The 16,852-nt window shown below is 59.2% G+C and carries 9 protein-coding genes and 2 pseudogenes; 2 read left to right on the top strand and 9 right to left on the bottom strand.

What is annotated here, in order from left to right; genetic code table 11:
- Positions 1-8: 8 nt before the first annotated feature.
- The 4 genes from EB231_RS31730 to EB231_RS31745 form a co-directional block, all read right to left on the bottom strand.
- The gene (locus EB231_RS31730) at positions 9-2,378 is read right to left on the bottom strand and encodes a VirB4 family type IV secretion/conjugal transfer ATPase (RefSeq protein ID WP_172352301.1); all 2,370 of its coding nucleotides are present in this window, start codon (positions 2,376-2,378) and stop codon (positions 9-11) included.
- Complete coding sequence (locus EB231_RS31735) at positions 2,378-2,704, bottom strand: type IV secretion system protein VirB3 (RefSeq protein WP_019856520.1); 327 nt, start codon at positions 2,702-2,704, stop codon at positions 2,378-2,380. The genes EB231_RS31730 and EB231_RS31735 overlap by 1 nt, the downstream gene beginning before the upstream one ends.
- Positions 2,704-3,009, bottom strand: coding sequence for a pilin major subunit VirB2 (gene virB2, locus EB231_RS31740; protein ID WP_245436993.1), 306 nt, complete (start codon positions 3,007-3,009; stop codon positions 2,704-2,706). The genes EB231_RS31735 and virB2 overlap by 1 nt, the downstream gene beginning before the upstream one ends.
- 74 nt (positions 3,010-3,083) lie before the next feature.
- On the bottom strand, positions 3,084-3,866 hold the full coding sequence (locus EB231_RS31745; RefSeq protein WP_172352303.1) for a type IV secretion system lytic transglycosylase VirB1: 783 nt from the start codon (positions 3,864-3,866) through the stop codon (positions 3,084-3,086).
- Positions 3,867-5,161: 1,295 nt separating this feature from the next.
- Between EB231_RS31745 and EB231_RS31750 the strand changes: the two genes are divergently transcribed.
- On the top strand, positions 5,162-5,887 hold the full coding sequence (locus EB231_RS31750; protein WP_027033428.1) for a response regulator: 726 nt from the start codon (positions 5,162-5,164) through the stop codon (positions 5,885-5,887).
- Positions 5,888-5,976: 89 nt separating this feature from the next.
- Here EB231_RS31750 and EB231_RS31755 read toward each other — a convergent pair.
- The 5 genes and pseudogenes from EB231_RS31755 to virD4 all read right to left on the bottom strand — a co-directional run.
- Positions 5,977-6,437, bottom strand: a pseudogene (locus EB231_RS31755) (IS66 family transposase); the annotation flags it as partial.
- Positions 6,438-6,558: 121 nt separating this feature from the next.
- Positions 6,559-12,219, bottom strand: a complete 5,661-nt coding sequence (locus tag EB231_RS31760; protein WP_445299291.1) for a Ulp1 family isopeptidase — start codon at positions 12,217-12,219, stop codon at positions 6,559-6,561.
- A 64-nt stretch (positions 12,220-12,283) separates the two neighbouring features.
- A pseudogene (locus EB231_RS31770) lies at positions 12,284-12,577 on the bottom strand (type IV secretory system conjugative DNA transfer family protein); the annotation flags it as partial.
- A gap of 55 nt (positions 12,578-12,632) precedes the next feature.
- Positions 12,633-13,673 (bottom strand): type III secretion protein, encoded by a 1,041-nt coding sequence (locus EB231_RS34995; protein WP_245307067.1) that lies wholly within the window; start codon positions 13,671-13,673, stop codon positions 12,633-12,635.
- A gap of 354 nt (positions 13,674-14,027) precedes the next feature.
- Positions 14,028-15,719: a type IV secretion system ATPase VirD4 gene (virD4, locus tag EB231_RS31780; RefSeq protein ID WP_172352305.1), complete on the bottom strand. Its 1,692-nt coding sequence runs from the start codon at positions 15,717-15,719 to the stop codon at positions 14,028-14,030.
- Between the two features lie 6 nt (positions 15,720-15,725).
- Between virD4 and EB231_RS31785 the strand changes: the two genes are divergently transcribed.
- Positions 15,726-15,995, top strand: a complete 270-nt coding sequence (locus tag EB231_RS31785; RefSeq protein ID WP_172352306.1) for a hypothetical protein — start codon at positions 15,726-15,728, stop codon at positions 15,993-15,995.
- Positions 15,996-16,852 lie beyond the last annotated feature (857 nt).

Here is a 16,852-nt window from a genome sequence, read left to right on the forward strand (position 1 = left end):
TTCCTCCGTCAGTCTTGAATTTCGTGGTAACGAGTCATGAACTTGTCGAGCCACCCGGTTGGGGCATCTCCGTGCTGGTCACGAAGCTGGTCGACAAAGCGCACGGTGTTGGCCCGCCCCGAGAGTACGGCTACATACTCGCGCATCTGGCCAAGATCGAATTCGCAAACAACACTCCCGCTCTCGCGCTTGAGCAAAAACTTGCGGCTGCCAATTGCCATTCCCTGGCGGATTGCCTCGAACTCCTGCGTGGTGCACTTCAAGCCATCGACATACGCGGCCCGGTCGGCCGTCGGTGATGGGTAGAAGATCTTGGTCATGCATTGTGCAACGAGACTGGCCCCAAGGGGCGATTCAAGCACGTGTTCGGGCTGCTGCGTTGCGAGTATCAACATGCCGTTGTTCTTGCGGACGGTGAGCAGGAACTTGTCGATAACAGCCGAGAACTGCGGGTTGAGCAGATAGAAGCGAAATTCGTCGCAGCTCATGACGAACCGACGGCCATCGACAACAGCGCCCACGCGGTGCAGAAGATATGCGGCGGCCGGCGCACAGACCTCCTCAAATTCCAGGAGCTGCGTCATGTCGAAGCCGGTAATGGAGGCATCCAGCCTGACTTCGTCCTCATCGCCGTCAAAGGCCCATCCAAGCGCATTCCCTCTACACCACCGCTGCAGCCGTGCTCCCGCGCCCTCCGAGGGGCTGTGCAGCAGGAATTCGCGCAGGCCCGCAAGTGAGCGCATGGCGGGTTCGAACGAAAGTTGACGAAGAATGCCACGTTCCAGTCGACGGCTTTCCTCCGACGAGATCGGACCACGGCCGTCACTCTCGATGAGGGCCATCAGCCATTCGCGCAGAAAATCCAACGAGGCGGAGGTGTTGTCCAGTCCGCGCAGAGGGGCCAAGCCGCTCGGAGCGCCTCTGCGCAACGCAAGGTATGTCCCTCCCGTGGCTCGCACCAGCAGTTCACCACCCCGGTCTTTATCGAAAAAGACGATTGCACCATTGCGATCGACCACGCTTTGCTCAAGCATCGCGAGGATAAAGGTCATCAGCGTCGTCTTGCCTTTGCCGACGGGTCCGAATATCGCCGTCATGCCGACGTCATTCTCATGGGGGATGTAGTCGAAAGACGTTCCACCGTTTGTGCGAAAGCGCGCAACAGCTTTGCCCCAGTGGCCGGAGCTGGAACCGCTGGGGAAGTTCTCAAATGAGACAAGCCCGGCAAAATTGTACGAGGTGATCGCCCCGGGGCGCGTGCGCCACCTGTTGTTCCCCGGGAGTTGGGACCAGTACGCGGCCTCCATGCCGATACCCTCTTGGACGATAACGGCGCCTGTGTCGGCCAGCCTTGCGCGCGCATTTGCTGCGCGATCGGCGAGGCTATTGAGGCTGTCGCCATAGACGCACAGGCTCAGATGATGCGAACCCATGACGAACTCGTTGCTTGCCAGTGCGTCCTCTGCCTCGGCAAGTTCATTGATCTGGGTGAGAGCCTTGTCGCCGGCGCTCGTCATCTGGCTGGATTTAAGGCTAAGCTTCGCATGAGCTTGTGGCCGAGTGAGGAAGGAAAAGCTCTGGCTCAGGACAAGCGGGAAGTTGGCGGACAGTAAGGGATTTAGCATGCCTGGCCGCGTCGTCGCCGGATATTCACGGAACGAAAACAATGATCCCACGGAGCTATCCCCGGGTCTTCGAATCTCAAGCGCCCGCTTCCCGCAGATGACCCTATCAGTGTAGATCGAGGCGCCAAGCGAGCCGGTAACCATCGGAACCGGAAGAAACCGGCAAGTCATTATCAGCCGAAGCGCCTCACCAATTTCCGTGAAAAGCACGTTGCCTTTCTCGCGAATACCCAACCGGCGCAGACCGTAACCGCCGAGTGAGCCAGCAATGATCTGCCAGAGGTCCTCCAGGCTTCGTATTTGTGTGGCCAGATCGTTGTCATTCCGTCTGTGGGATTTGGCAATGCGCCAGCCGATCTTACCGATTGCGGTGCGGGGGGACACGACGATAGTGAGGAAGTGATCGTTGCGAAAGAGCTTGCCCGACAGCACATGGCGCTCATAGGCCTCGCTCAGACTGCCAGCAAATGCACTTTGAAACTGGCGCGATGCCGGCTCCGGCACATCGTTGTTTCGCACAAGATGAGCGTATAGCGTGACATTGTCATCAGCGATGTTGCGCAAGAGAGTGTTGAACGCGCGGCAGCGCGAATTGCGCATCTCTGCGTCTTCCAAATCAAAGGGCAGGCCGTTCACGTGTGCCATGGCCATGATCGATCCGTCTTCCAGCAGGACAACCTGATCGCTGAGATGACCGACATACGGAAGATAGATCTCGCCAGATCTCTCGGTCCGGCCACTGGCGCCAAACATTACACCATTCCTCTTCCGCGTTTCGGCACTCTGATCGGATTGGCGCTGACGCTCGCGCCACCCCAGACCGGCCCGTCCACGCTTCTGCCGGCCGTCTGCAAATAGAGGAGCGCGACGCTTGCGGCGTTATAGTCACGCTCAACCACCAGCCGTGCCCCGAACCAGAGTGGCACGAGCACGATTTCATAAAGTGGGTTTTGAAGGACAATGATGACGAGCCCAGCCAACATCATCAGCAATCCGGCCAGCGTGAGCGGCACCCCCAGAAACAGTGCGGGACGTGTCGCCGCCACATAGAGGGTGCTCACTTCCAACCGGTCGCTCATCAGCCACCGCCTATGAGCGCCTTGCCCAGGAAGCTGGCGCCGAACATGATGACGATCCCTCCAACGACACCCGCAACCAAGCCAAGTGAAGCACGACCGAACATCCAAGAGATGCCGATGGCCACGAGTCCGAGCACGGCCAGTGATTGTCCGAAGGGGCCGAGTATGAAGGTGCAGATATTCTGGACCATCTTGGCGGGATCCGTCCCTCCGGTCACCTGAGCCGAGGCTGGCCCGATGGAGAAGACCGTCCACGCGGCGCCTGCAGCAGCGGCCGGTACATATTCAGCCGCCGTGCGCAGCATGGAAAAAGGCGAAGAAACACGCGTTTTAAGCGCACGAAGTATTTTGAGTGGCGTCATCATTGTATCTCCATGGTTCAATCGAATACGAGTTTGTTCGGGTTCGAGGGTTCCCGCTCTTCCGCAGCCTGGCTGCCTGTCGGACCGGAGGGATCGGCCCCGGAGCGGTTTGACTCATACGAGCCCCAGATGTCCCAAGAATTTTGGTTGGGCTGCTTTCCATTGGCCTGTTGGCTCTGTTGGAGCAGAGGCGGCACGGCTTTCCGACCGGGTGCCTCAAGGTGTTGCGCATCTTGAGCGGTCGGCTCCAGGGTTGGCGCGGGGTGACTCGAGATGTCCTTTGCGGCCGACTCGACCTTGCGTACATAACCGTTGGTGAAGCCACGCGTGACGTCGCCCGTGTTGTAGGCCGAGATGGCACGGCGAAGCGCCAGTTGCTGCGCCGGAGCAGTCGTGCCGCCGGCATACCGGCTTTCAAGCAAGTGGGCGGCGGCCGATAGCGAGGCGCAGGGCTCGAAAGCCTTTTCCGGCGTGAGATTGAGGAAGGAAAAGTTCTTGCTGTTTATCTGCATCAATCCGACATCGACAGAATGTTGTGCTTCGAGGCGGTTCTTGATGCCCCGCGTCGCTTCCAGGCGGTCTATCCAGCGAAGCTGCTCACCTGTGGTGTTGTCATGAGCCACCAGCGTTTCAAAGCCACTTTCAATTTTGGCAATCGCGGCGAGGGTGGACGGCGCAACCCAGGGAGCGCATTTGCGCGACAGGCGGTGGAATTCACGGGGCGAAAGTGGCGCGGGCTCGGCTGGGAATGACATGGATGTCAACAGGGCGACGGCCAGCGGCCAAGCTGCAATAAACATTCCTATCCCCTACCTTTACAAGCGTCCGGACCGGTTCTGGCCCTGTCCGGCACGCGCTTATCGGGCAGGTTTGTTACTGCGTGATGTTCAAGTTCAGCTTTTCGGTTTCAACTGAAGCAAAGAGCTTCGTTCGTGTCCGCGTGCGTGGGCATCTTGCGCATGCGCGGGTTGCGCGGGCGCGATCAGCCGGCACATCTCGACCATCGTGGTGGATCATTCCTGCGCGGGATTGCCCGTCCCGGCCGTCGGTTGCTCCTGCAGCGTCAACCGCGACTTGGCATCATGGGCGGTAATGGAATCTTGTGTCAGCGCCACAAAATGGGGAGCTTGGCGGGTTCATCGCAGGCTGCGGAAGCTTGGGTCTATCGAACGCGAGAACCGACTAAGGGGCGGAGCTGCCCAATGTTGCGGCATGCTGCCGTTGTTGCAAGAGACAGCCAGCGCCCTGAATACTCGGGCATTGGTTGAAACCGCGAGTTCGTCCGCGAAGCTCGTCGGAGGCGCAAATACGCGGGGACGAGGGTCAACTGGGAAGACCTGGCGGCGCAGCCCACCCTGGTGCGAGGCTGGTTCAGCTGTTCGGCCGCCCGCGAACTGGTGGGTCACGCACAGTCCCATCGGCAGAAACCGCAGGCGGATTGCCGCAGTCCGACAGCGCTCTCGACAAGTACAGTGACAGGCTCAAAAGGAAAGGTATTGCATTCAACCGAGAAATGTTAGCTCGCAAGGTAACCGCAACCGGACCTGCCGATCGCCCGGAACAGGATTGGCGCCGCCGGCCACCTCCCAATGACCTGCCTTGGGCAGGAGACATACCGTTGGCACAAGGTCACTATAGCGAATCACGGCCGTTCTTCGGCCAACCGCCTCTGCGATCAGTTAAACGCCGCGCTGCTCCACCGCGTCCGAGCCGCACGCACGAGCGGGAGGATTTCGAGGTGATCCAGGTCCGCAAGCGCCAGAAACGCGAAGAAGATGCAAGGACATGGCAAGCGACCGGGCGTCCGTGCCGTCGTAATCAAGTGGTGTTGGCAGGCCTGCACCAACGGCGGAGCTCGCGAATAAGCGAAGGACCACACGGCAGGGTCATACCGGCGCTTGCAGATGTGTGGTGGCCACCGGCTGCCTGGATGCGGTCAATTCGCTGTGGATGAAAAGACCAGGCCGAGCAACGGCCTCACATTGGCCGCACGCACCGGCGAGTGGTAGCAAGGGGCAGCTGTTCTGCGTCGGTGCCCCCAAGGGTTGCTCGGCAACAGCTTTAGACAAGGGGATTCAAGATTGAAGGTGAGCCGTTGAAACATGTTCTTGTCATTGACGATGATGCCGCAATGCGACGCCTCATCTCCCAGTATCTCATGATGCATGCCTTGAAGGTGACCGCAGTCAACGATAGCAAGCAGTTTAACTACGTTCTATCGCATGAGCCAGTCGATCTCGTGGTTGTTGACCTCAACCTAGGCCGGGAGGATGGGCTTGCCATCGTCCGCAACCTGGCGACAAAATCGGATTTACCCATCATAGTGATCAGCGGCGACCGGCTTGATGAGGCGGAAAAAGTCGTTGCGCTGGAGCTCGGCGCAACCGATTTCATCCCCAAGCCTTTCGGGCTGCGCGAGTTCTTGGCCCGCATTCGAGTAGGGCTACGCCAGCGCATTTCCAGTCCGCGAACGAAAGATCATCGCTCATTTCGGTTCGGAGCCTGGAAGCTCAGCGTCAAGCAGCGGCGACTGATCTGTGCGGAGCGTGGCGAAGTCAAGCTTACCGCATGTGAGTTCAACCTGCTGATCGCGTTCCTGGAGAACCCCCGCAATGTCCTATCCAGAGAACGGCTTTTGCTCGCGAGCCGTGTGCGTGGAGAAGAGGTCTACGATCGAAGTATTGATGTCCTAATCTTGCGCTTGCGCCGAAAGCTGGAGGCTGATGCGGCCAATCCAAGGCTAGTCAAGACATGCCGTGGTGCAGGGTATTTCTTCAACGCTGACGTAGACGTTAGCTACGGAGGCACCTTGGCCGCGTGACAGGAGCTATTCTGGAGATTGGCTGACGAGGCTGATGAAGCGTGGCGGTGTTTTCTGGCGGCCTTTAGCTCGGCGCCTGGATGTCGGACCCAAGGCAGCATCTCGTCGATCTGGCTGGGATGGCTGTTGACGATCCTGGTGGTGAGGACGTCGGCGAGATAACCGAGTGACTCGACACCATTGAGCCTGCAGCTTTCGATCAGCGACGCAATGACTGACCAGTGTTCGGCACCGCCGTTCGAGCCGGCGAAGAGCGCGTACTTGCGGACGGATTGAGCGCTCGACGGTGTTGTTGTCGATCTCGGTGCGACCGTCGTCAACGAAGCGCGAGAGGCCTTCGCAGCGTGAGAGCGTGCAGCGGATTGCCTCGGCGACCTTTCTTCTGACCGATCAGGCCGAGCTTTCACGCAGCCAAGGTTCAAGATGGCGACAATAGCGCGGCTATTTTCCCGACGCGTCGCACGGCGTTCATCGGCCGATCGGCCGCGGATATCGTCCTCGATCTTATTGAGGTGGGCGATCGTCTCAGCGCCTCGCTGGCGATCGGCGAGTTCCAGGCCTACATCGCCTTCCAACAGTGCCAGTCTGATCAATTACGGCGAGAGCTACCGGTCCGGAGATCGCATCAGCCTCTCCGTCGCCAAAAGAGCTGTTCTGCTTAGCCGTCGAGCTCAACGCCCAGCGTCAGAGCGCTCTCTGCTCCTGAAGGAAGCCATGAGGTCCGCTCGGGCTTGATCGGAGGCTTGGCCGATGGACGTTGTGTTTGCGTCGCTCGGCTGCCGCCCGATGGCGAGGCTTTGCGAATTGTCAGTCCTTTGCCTTTTCGCTGGTCTCAACGGCGCTGTGTAACGTTCAGTGTTGATGATGACGCCCCCGCTGTTCACGCGGTTGCTCCTGTGCAGTGTACTCGTCGGCTTGTCCTCGGCCTCGCGCGTCTGGCCCAAGTGCCGTTCCAACGGCGCTGGCGCGACCTGTCTGGCTTGCTGCTCTTGCAACGCGGCGTGTTGCACCTGCGACCCGGCTGCTGCCAAAGCTTCGGCGGGGCTTGCGGCAAGCTCGTGCGGCAAGCGCCCCTCTCTCAGTCGGTTTTGCAGCGCCTGCCGATCGGCGACGAGGTAGTTGAGGTGCAGCGGCAGCTGCTGGTCTGGCCGCTCTTCGTTCGCCAATCGACGAACCAGCTCGCGCGTGCCGTCCACCACGAAGACGCCGCAGTCAACAGCGTTTTTCTGCTGCGCCATGTCGGGTGTTACCAGGGTCGCGTCCAGTCTTGTAGCGAGCTTTCGTGCAGGCGCGTCGTTGTATCGCCGTTCATTTTGCTGGATGGAGTCGTAGTGATAGGCGACCGCTCTTTCCGGATCTCGGCGATCTACGAGGAGCAGCGACCAATGGGTGCCGTGGTCAATACCCACCCCATCGTTCACTGGCACGAACAGGAAGTCGGATGGGCCGGCGTTTCGATCATAAATCGACTGCAATGTGCCTCGCGCGTCTTGCTGCTCCATGTGGCGCAGCAGATGGGAGACCGACGGATCGACCAGCCGCGTCCGGGCGGCGAGCGCTGGATCGGCCTGCTGCAGCTGCTGCTCGAGGAATTCGTAATCCCTCTGGATATGTTCGTCGCCCAGCAGTTGGGTGGCCCCGAGCACCGCCCCCCGGGGGAGATTGGACGAGCCTGACGGAAGGGCTTCGATGTGTGCATCGGAGGAGGTGGTCAGATCGACCAACGGAACCCCGAGATGGGTGTCTGAGAGCCTGGCGGTCGCTGGCAAGGCGGGTCCCGGAGCCCTTGCCGGTACTGCTGCCGCTCCAGCGTCCCTTATCGCTCCGCGATGGAGGAGCCAAACGTCATTGCCCTCCTCTGGCCTCCGGGCGGTGTAGCCGTGGCCTTTAATCTCGTAGTTCCATTCCGGCTTGTCCGCGTCCGGCAAGAGGCCATAATGGTACAAGGAAGAGAGCATCGCCTCTGGGACGCGTTGAGTCCCATGGGAGAAGCCTTTGGGCACGGCGAATGAGACGTTTATGGAGTTCTCGATGGCAGCGGCGGGTGCCTCAGACCTTGCAAAGGGCGCGGCCTCCGCATGCAGGCTTCCAATGTGTTCGGACCCTGGGCCTTGAACGGGTACCCCTGCCAATGGCAATTCACCCAACTGCTGCATGGGGGGCTGCATCGGCACGCGGCCGTCTTCGCTCGGCGGCTGCTGAATGGCGATGCTTTGCGGATTATCAGTCCCCTGCCTCTCCGCCGGCCGCAACGGCGCCGTCGAATGTTCATTGTTGATGATGAACCGCTCGGGTGGCAGGAGGTTGCCCTGGTCAAGCGCATCCGGCCCGGGCCGGTGTTGGCTGACAGCTAACGCTGGCGGGGCGGCGGCCTCAACTCCGGCGTGCCCAGAGCCGGCCGCTGCCAAAGCGTCCGCCACGATCCTGTCTGACGCAGGCTTCGCATCGCGAACCCGTTCAAGCGCCAAGCGGAGATAATCGTTGCCTGGAAACAACACCTCGGCGAATTCGATCCGCGAATCATGATCCAGCCCAGAGATCGTCCGGCCCCGCCTGTCAAGCGCCTCAGAAAATCTGCGAAGACTATGACCATAGACAACACGGGTGCTTGGGGCCAAGCTGCTGTCACTGGTCACTTGTTCCAAGACATGCGCATCTGCCTTTGAAGGCACCGTCACTGGCCACCGGCCAGTCGCTGAATAGCCCGGCTCATGATACGCACGCAGGACGTTCAACGCCGGCCTTATATCCCTTATGTCAGTGTCTTTCGGAAAGAAGGTATTGAGGTGATCGACCAGGGATTGGTGATTTTTTAGATCAGTCGCTTGGCCACGAGCACCGAGATCATTCGCCAATCGGCGAAGCGCATTCGAGTATATTCGCAGCGTCGGCGCGCTATGGTGTTGCTGAGCCTCAGCATGGGCGATCGCCTTATCAATCACGTCCCGGTGTTCGTCGGACAAGTGGGGATAGCGGTTAGCCGGGGCACCAACAGTCGCTGAATAGCCCGGCTCATGATAGGCACGCAGGACGTTCAACGCCCTCTTCATATCATCGTTTTTCGGAAAGAAAGCATCGAGGTGATCGACCAGGGATTGGTGATTTTTTAGATCAGTCGCTTGGCCACGAGCGCCGAGATCATTTGCCAATCGGCGAAGTGCATACCTGTATTTTAGGACCGTGCTCTCGCTATATTTTTGCTGAGCCGCAGCGTGGGCGATCGCCTTATCGATAAGGTCGCGGTGTTCGTCGGACAAATGGCGATAGCCGGTGGCACGGGCGCCACTCGCGACAGGTTCGGCTCGGCGCGGCTCGGCCACGTGCTGCTCAAAACCCGCTTGCCGCGCTTGGCCAGCATCCGGCAAGGGGCCAGGGCGGTCCAAGAAAGAGAGCATCGCGTCTGGGACGCGTTGAGTCCCATGGGAGAAGCCTTTGGGGACGGCGAATGAGACGTTTATGGAGTTCTCGATGGCAGCGGGGGGTGCCTCAGCCCTTGCGGAGGGCGCGGCCTCCGCATGCAGCCCTCCGATGTGTTCGGACCCTGTCCCTTGAACCGGTACCCCTTCCAATGGCAATTCACCCAACTGCTGCGTGGGGGGCTGCATCGGCACGCGGCCGCCTGAATTGCCGATTTCGCTCAGCGGCTGCTGAATGGCGACGGCTTGCGGCCTATCCACGGCCCTCTGCCTCTTCGCTGGCCGGAACAGCGCTGTGGAATGTTCGTTGTTGATGATGTCGCCCTGGGGTGGCAGATGGTTGCCCTGGTCAAGCGCATCCGGCGAGGGCCGGATCTGCTGTTGGCTGGCAGCCAAGACTGGCGGAGCGGCGGCCTGAACTCCGGCGTGCCCAGATGTTGCGAAAGCGTCCGACACGCTTCTGTTGGGGTCCTCCGGTCCAGCACGCATCCCTGGATTGCTGAACAAAGATGAGGCGGCTTGATCACCCTGCCGCTGCTGAAGCACTTCGCGGAACCCCTGTTCCAGTCGCAGAAGCTCGTCTGCGTTGGTTGGCGGCTGGTGAGCTCGATCATCGAACAACGGCCGGAGCGCCTCGGGAACCTCAGCGCTGAAAGAAGGCGAGGTGGCTTGATCACCCTGCCGCTGCTGAAGCACTTCGCGGAACCCCTGTTCCAGTCGCAGAAGCTCCTCTGCATTGGTTGGCGGCTGGTGAGCTCGATCATCGAACAACGGCCGGAGCGCCTCGGGAACCTCAGCGCTGAAAGAAGGCGAGGTGGCTTGATCACCCTGCCGCTGCTCAAGCACTTCGTGGAGCCCCTGGTCCAGTCGCAGAAGCTCCTCTGGATTGGTTGGCGGCTGGTGAGATCGATCATCCAACAGCGGCCGGAGCGCCTCGGGAACCTCCGCGCTGAAAGAAGACGAGGTGCCTTGATCATCCTGCCGCTGCTGAAGCACTTCGCGGAACCCCTGTTCCAGTCGCAGAAGCTCCTCTGGATTGGTTGGCGGCTTGTGAGCTCGATTATCGAACAGCGGCCGCAAGGCCTCGGGAACCTCCGCATTGTGAACCCGCTGCAGCGCCAAGCGGAGTTTCTTGTTGCCTGGAAACAACGCCTCGGCGAGTTCGGTCCGCGAATTGTGATCCAGCCCAGAGATCGTCTGGCCCCGACTCTCAAGCTCCTCAGAAAATCTGCGAAGAAGACGACCATAGACGACACGGGTGCTTAAGGCCAACCCGCTGTCACTGCTTAATTTTTCCAGGATACGCGCATCTGCCTTTGACGGCACCGCCGCTGGCCACCAGCCAGTCGCTGCATTGCCCGGATCATGATACGCACGTAGGACGTTCAACGCCGTTTTAATGTTCTGGTCATTCGGAAAGAAAGTATCGAGGTGATCGACCAGGGATTGGTGATTTTTTAGATCAGTCGCTTGGCCACGAGCGCCGAGATCATTCGCCAATCGGCGAAGCGCATTCGAGTATATTCGCAGCGTGTCCGCGCTCTGGTTTTGCTGAGCCGCAGCGCGGTCGATCGCCTTGTCAATAACGTCCCGGTGTTCGGCGGACAGATGGGGATAGCTGGCAGCAGGGCCGCCAGCAGTCGCTGAATAGCCCGGCTCATGATACGCACGCAGGGCCTTCAACGCGCTCTTCATATCAACGTCTTTCGGAAAGAAAGCACCGACGTGATCGACCAGGGATTTGTGATTTCTTAGATCGATCGCTTGGCCACGAGCGCTGAGATCATTCGCCAACCGGCGAAGTGCAAACGTGTATTTTCGGGCCGTGGTCTCGCTATATTTTTCCTGGGAGTGGGCGATCGCTCTATCAATAAGGTCCCGGTGTTCGCCGGACAGATGGTGATAACGGGAAGCACGGGCGCCACTCGCAACGGGGTCGGCTCGGCGCGGCTCGGCCACGTGCTGCTCAAAGCCCGCTTGCCGCGCTTGGCCAGCATCCGGCAAGGGGCCAGGGCGGTCCAAGAAAGGGAGCATCGCGTCTGGGACGCGTTGAGTCCCATGGGAGAAGTCTTTGGGGACGGCGAACGAAACATTTACGGAGTCCTCGATCGCAGCCGGGGGCGCCTCGGACCTTGCTGAGGGCGCGGCCCCCGCATGCAGCCTTCCGATGTGTTCGGACCCTGTCCCTTGAACCGGTACCCCTTGCAATGGCAATTCACCCAATTGCTGCATGGGGGGCTGCATCGGCATGCGGCCGCCTGAATTGCCAATTTCGCTCAGCGGCTGCTGAATGGCGACGGCTTGCGGCCTATCCACGGCCCTCTGCCTCTCCGCTGGCCGCAACAGCGGTGTGGAATGTTCATTGTTGATGATGCCCCCCTGGGGTGGCAGGTGGTTGCCCTGGTCGAGCGCATCCGGCGAGGGCCGGATCTGCTGTTGGCTGGCAGCCAAGACTGGCGGGGCGGCGGCCTGAACTCCGGCGTGCCCAGATGTTGCGAAAGCCTCCGACACGCTTCTATTGGGGTCCTCCGGTCCAGCACGCATCCCTGGGTTGCTGAGCGAAGACGAGGCGGCTTGATCATCCTGCCGCTGCTGAAGCACTTCGCGGAACCCCTGTTCCACTCGCAGAAGCTCCTCTGCATTGGTTGGCGGCTGGTGAGATCGATCATCGAACAGCGGCCGGAGCGCCTCGGGAACCTCAGCGCTGAAAGAAGGCGAGGCGGCTTGCTCATCCTGCCATTGCTGAAGCACTTCGCGGAGCCCCTGGTCCAGTCGCTGAAGCTCCTCTGGATTGGTTGGCGACTCGTCAGCTTGATCGAACAGCCTCCGGGCCTCGGCAAGGTGCTGCTCAACGCCCACTTGCCTGGCCTGGACCGCTTGATCCTCTTCCAAGCTGGCGTCCTGCACCTGCGGCAAAGCTGTTACACGGGATGGATTACTATTTCGCGGGTCCACACTAGCCTCACATCAAACTGTATCGTCAAAAATCCTGCGCCAATTCACGCAGCGGGTCATCGAGTTGAGATTCTGCCGAGAGCCCCTCGTCCGCTATCGTCAAGGGTACCGGCTCCGGGAGGGCGCCTGTCTGGCTTTCGAAGATGCGTTTAAGGATGCGGTCCGAAAAATATCGCACCTTCCTCAATTGCAATGGTGGCAGGCCTTTGATGAGAACAATCTCGTAGTCTTCATCGAGCAGCCGAACCTGTTCGGGACGCAGCAGCGGCGCACCTTGAAACGAATTCTGAATGTTCCAATCGAACGTTCGCGCCTGGCTGGCAAGGCCGTGAACGGGATTCGAGGAGAAACCGTCACTTACCATGGCCGAGACCTCAACGGCCGGAGCGATCTCTGCTTCTGGAGGCAGCCATTAGATCCTCGCGGGCGTGATCATAGGGGTGACTTAGGGACTGCCCGATTTCACCACCCCGCCGCAGCTGTTGACGGGAGGTTTGCGGGCCTACTGTATCACGGACTGAAGCCGCAATACCTGCTATGTGGTCGTCCAAATTCGCATTCCGTTCCTCTACTGCATGCCGCGGCGGAGGCATGTGCGGCAAGATATCTTGCATGCCGGGAACTGCGTGAGCTTGGGCCTGTTGATTTGCGTCGAACTGGTGATACACCGCCAATTCCGGCGGCGCGACAGGAGGCCGGGGCAGCGAGTCCAGTTGGTTGGCGGCCACCAGAACTGATTCCACTGCGTCTTGGTGCGTGCGCGAGGAAGGATCCATTCCGTAGGCTCCCTGAATCATCAGTGATGCGATTTCCTTTTGTTGGTCTTCAGGAATACGGGACAATGCGTTGCGTACACTATCAGCGAACTCGGGTGAGATCACTTGTACTTCTGCATATTTTTTCCACGATACGGGTGCGTTTTGCTTCCGGCGCAAATCGTTGGCAGTCTGTTCATTTGTGTCCGGATGCACGAACGGAATCAACCCCTCAACACGGTTTTTCAGGAATTCGGCGGTGCTTTTGTCCATCGACCAATGACCTTCCTTGACCGGCACTCCGCTCCATGCGCTGTCTTTCAACCGAACAGCGGGACCGTTGGCCCAGGCATCCATAACCACGGTCGACCTCGGGTCGCGGCTTCCGCGCCGCAGTTCGTTCCAAATGTGACCCGCCTTGACTGAGATCTCATCACCTTTGTCGGTTATCTCTTTCATTGACACGGAAGCACTAGAGGTCATACTCCGCTCGTCGGCCGCCATGTGTGGGGCGTGGACGATAGCGGAAAGGGGAGCGGTCTGATTGCAGCACGCCGCTCCCATGACTACTGCCACTGCAACCTTAATGTTGTCGTCTGCTCCCATCATTGCAACCGACGATCCGATGCTGTTGTGGCCGTGAGAGGGAATGTCGTCCACCTTAACGTTTCCCCGGCCATGCTTGAGCAGCAGGCGAACGTCGTGAACTGTTTGCCCCGCTGTCGCGAGTCTTATCGGGCTGGTGACGTCGTCACCGACGACACACGCTCCCATATGATAGGCGGCCTGCTGGATCTGATGTGGCTCCAGAGGCGCATCTCCGCCCCGTCGCAACCTGTCGGCAGGCGTGCCCACGGAGACCTTCAGCGCTGCCGTGGATTCTCGCGGCGACTCTTCCGTGTCATATGTGGCATGTCGAGTCGATCCGGAGGATTTGGAGATGCAAATTCCCATAGCCGTTCACCTGTAGTGGAGTTTCTGATCGCCGAGGGACGGGATACGCGAGACGGGCGCTTAACCGTCAGTGTCATCTGGATGAGCTTCCATCAAGGGTGCCGGCTCCGGGAGGGCGCCTGTCTGGCTTTCAAAGATGCGTTTAAGGATGCGGTCCGAAAAATATCGCACCTTCCTCAATTGCAATGGTGGCAGACCTTTGATGAGAACAATCTCGTACTCGTCATTGAGCAGCCGAACCTGTTCGGGACGCAGCAGCGGCGCACCTTGAAACGAATTCTGAATGTTCCGGTCGAACGCTCGCGACTGGCTGTAGGAAATCGATTTGGCTTCAAACGTGTATTCACCGATGGCTTTGGAAATGTAGTTCGGAGTCTCGTCATCGGCCGTGGCCATGAACACTTGCAGTCCGGTATTGCTGAGAAAATTCTGCTTACCAGCCTCTCCATAAGCCCCCGTTAGTGCCGAAAGGCTTTGGATGATGAGCATGAAACGCCCCTTGTAGCCCGCGATAGTCGTAATTGCGGTCTCGATCGCCTCCAGCTTCCCCAAGTGCTTGAACTCATCGAGCAGAAAGAGAACCTCGTGCTTTTCGTCCTGGCGGGGCAGCGACCGCTGTAGAATTGAAACGATTTGCTGAAAAAATAAGCGTATCAAAGGCGCGATCACCTCAAGGTCGTTCGGACCAACGCAAAGATAGATGCACGTTCTGCGACGGCGAAGATCATAGACCGAAAAGTCCGAGCGACTTGTAGCCGCCTTGACAGCCGGATCCGCCCACAAGTTGAGCCCGCCATCGCCGAGCACGGACGTGTAGGAGGTTAGGATTTTCGTGTCGTTCCCCGCCATGTCGTCGAAGATGCGTTGTGCCTCTTTGTTCCGGGTCTCCATGGCGAGCTGCGCGAAGAGCTTAAACTTCTCCCCCGGCTGAGCGAACAGATCATAGACGGCGCCGATTGTTGGCGTGCCCCGCTCGATGCAGGCAAGGATCCCCGCGACAAAGATATCTCGCGCGCCGCTGACGAAACCTTCCGCCCCCTCCCCCTTGGCCGTAATCAGGTTCGCGGCCAAGCGGCGGGCTTCGGTGAATTGCTGCTGTGGATGCAGTGCTATTAGATCCAACAGTGGATTGTAGCAGTTTGTGCGCCGCTCTGAATCCAGTGGCGCGAATTTGAACACTTCGTGGCCCGCGGCTTTACGCGCCCTCGATGTGAGCTCAAAGAGCTCCCCTTTCACGTCCAGAGCTATCACAGAGCCTTTAAATGTAAGTAGCGTTGGAATGACTATGCCGACACCCTTGCCAGCGCGGGTCGGCGCAACGATGAGGCTGTGAGGCTGCTCGCCATTGGTCAGGTAATAGCCAGGCCAGAAAGGACCACTCGTCTTCCCGAAGACCGGTCCTGTCACGCCACGGTATCGCCGCAGATATCCCGTGCGTCGCATTTCATCCACTCGAGCCCAACGAGCGGTCCCGTGGTGTTCGAGCTTGCGGCGCAATACGAACTGCTGAATCAGCAAGACAACCGCGGATGTCGAGAGCACGATCGCCGCGCCCTGATAGAAAACGGGGGTTGCGAAACCCAAATAGAAGGGCGTCTCAAACCAAAAGGCACGGACATCAAACGCCATCAGAGCCTCGCCGCTACCCCCGTGGCGGAAGGTTGCGTACAGACTTGCCGCACAGAACCCCAAGGCGAGTGAGCACGCGATGCTAATGGCTATGTTGGGGGACGTCGTTTTTGTAGAAGACATTGTTCCATGGCCGAATTAGCCGTGCTGATGCTGCGCTTGCTTCAGGCACCGAACCGAGGTCGCGCGATGCCGACGCTCGACAGATCGATGCCGCAGCGGGTGGTGCGATGCTTGCATCGCGCCACCCGGCAGACGAGGATTTTGAAAGTTTCACTAAGCAGATACGTCGACGGCCAGGGAATTGGAAACAGCAAGGCCGTGAACGGAATTCGGGAGAGGAAGCGTTACTGCCATGGCCGAGACCTCAACGGCCGGTCCGATCTCTGCTTCTCCTAGCCTCCATTAGATCCTCTCGGGCGTGATTGTAGGAGTGGCTTATGTCCCGGCCGACTTGACCACCCCGCTGCAGCTGTTCGTGAGAGGTTTGCGGGCCAACTGTATCACGGACTGCAGCCCCAATACCTGCTATGTGGGCGTCCAGATCCGCACTGCGTTCCTCTGCTGCATGCCGCGGAGGAGGCATCTGCGGCAAGATGTCTTGCATGCCGGGAATTGAGTGAGCTTGGGCCTGTTGATTTGGATCTAACTGGTGATACATCGCGTACATAGCATTGGATGCTGTCGACCTGACGTGGCCATCCGGATCGGTAGCCAATTCAGCGGCCTGATCAAAAATGCGAGCTTTATTTTCAGTGTTAAACTTGCTGAAGTTTTGCGCAGCGTAAAGCGCTCCGATAGCTTGCGAAGGTGGGTCCATGTTGCCAATGCGATTAACAATACTATCTTGTGTCTCTGGCCGAAGGTAATGAGACACGTTACTGACTGCTCTGAATTGCTCCAATGCTACTTCATCCGGGGTGTGTCCCAACCCGGCAGTCAATTTATCCCCCAGATCGACGGCTGATCGTCCAAGCTGATTGGTCCGCGTTTCAAACTTCGCGAGGTCAGTTTCTGGCTCGGTTCGAGTGCCCCGAACGGCTATGCGCTCTCGCCTCCCGAGTTCTTTGAAGGTCCCAAGATTTCGCGCTGTATCGCGCGGGTTAGCGCTTACCAGCCGTTCTGCAACATCGGTCAATGGTCCGTATGGAAGGTCACGGAGGGTACTGCGATTCCCCACGTCTTGGGATGAACTTGCAGCTGCGCGTGCCCGTTTGTTATCGCGATCCATTGCTCGGCCTCCAAAGTCGTTAAGT

This window comes from Mesorhizobium sp. NZP2298, from assembly GCF_013170825.1.
Taxonomy (GTDB): domain Bacteria; phylum Pseudomonadota; class Alphaproteobacteria; order Rhizobiales; family Rhizobiaceae; genus Mesorhizobium.

Bases quoted from the DNA above. Each gene is read 5' to 3' on its own strand.
- EB231_RS31730 (WP_172352301.1), bottom strand. From the start codon at position 2,378: ATGTTTGGCGCCAGTGGCCGGACCGAGAGATCTGGCGAGATCTATCTT.
- EB231_RS31735 (WP_019856520.1), bottom strand. From the start codon at position 2,704: ATGAGCGACCGGTTGGAAGTGAGCACCCTCTATGTGGCGGCGACACGT.
- virB2 (WP_245436993.1), bottom strand. From the start codon at position 3,009: ATGCTGCGCACGGCGGCTGAATATGTACCGGCCGCTGCTGCAGGCGCC.
- EB231_RS31745 (WP_172352303.1), bottom strand. From the start codon at position 3,866: ATGTTTATTGCAGCTTGGCCGCTGGCCGTCGCCCTGTTGACATCCATG.
- virD4 (WP_172352305.1), bottom strand. From the start codon at position 15,719: ATGTCTTCTACAAAAACGACGTCCCCCAACATAGCCATTAGCATCGCG.
- EB231_RS31785 (WP_172352306.1), top strand. From the start codon at position 15,726: ATGGCCGAATTAGCCGTGCTGATGCTGCGCTTGCTTCAGGCACCGAAC.